Origin of the sequence: Paraburkholderia sp. SIMBA_053, assembly GCF_046534895.1 — a bacterium.
GTDB lineage: Bacteria > Pseudomonadota > Gammaproteobacteria > Burkholderiales > Burkholderiaceae > Paraburkholderia > Paraburkholderia caledonica.
In genome coordinates this window covers 1-328 of the sequence record NZ_JAWRXU010000314.1, presented here as the reverse complement: position 1 = coordinate 328, position 328 = coordinate 1, and the positions used below count along the sequence as shown (strand labels likewise).

General features: G+C 39.0%; 1 pseudogene. It reads right to left on the bottom strand.

Annotated features, from left to right (window positions below):
* Nucleotides 1-182, bottom strand: a pseudogene (locus SB753_RS35785) (N-acetylmuramoyl-L-alanine amidase family protein); the annotation flags it as partial.
* Nucleotides 183-328: the final 146 nt, after the last annotated feature.

Genomic DNA, 328 nt, shown 5'->3' with positions numbered 1-328 from the left:
CCTTTACTATTGTGCACTTTGTATTGCGACGATCCATTGACAGTTACTTTCGCATCAATCGTGAATCCTAATCCCTCATCTACAGAACCAACAACATCTTTATCCTGCCAAGAAGCAGAATCATAGAAACGTAGGTTGTCCACTTTAGAAATAACACGCTTACCTACAATAGATGAATCCACCGTGCTTTTCTTACTAAACTTCACATAGGATGGATTGTTCTTAATCCATTGCTCTCCACCAAGGTTTAAGCAACCAGGCTTTTCGCCTCATTCAACATAAGCTTCTGATTTATTTAGTTGACGAATCTTAGAATAGCTTGTGTCTG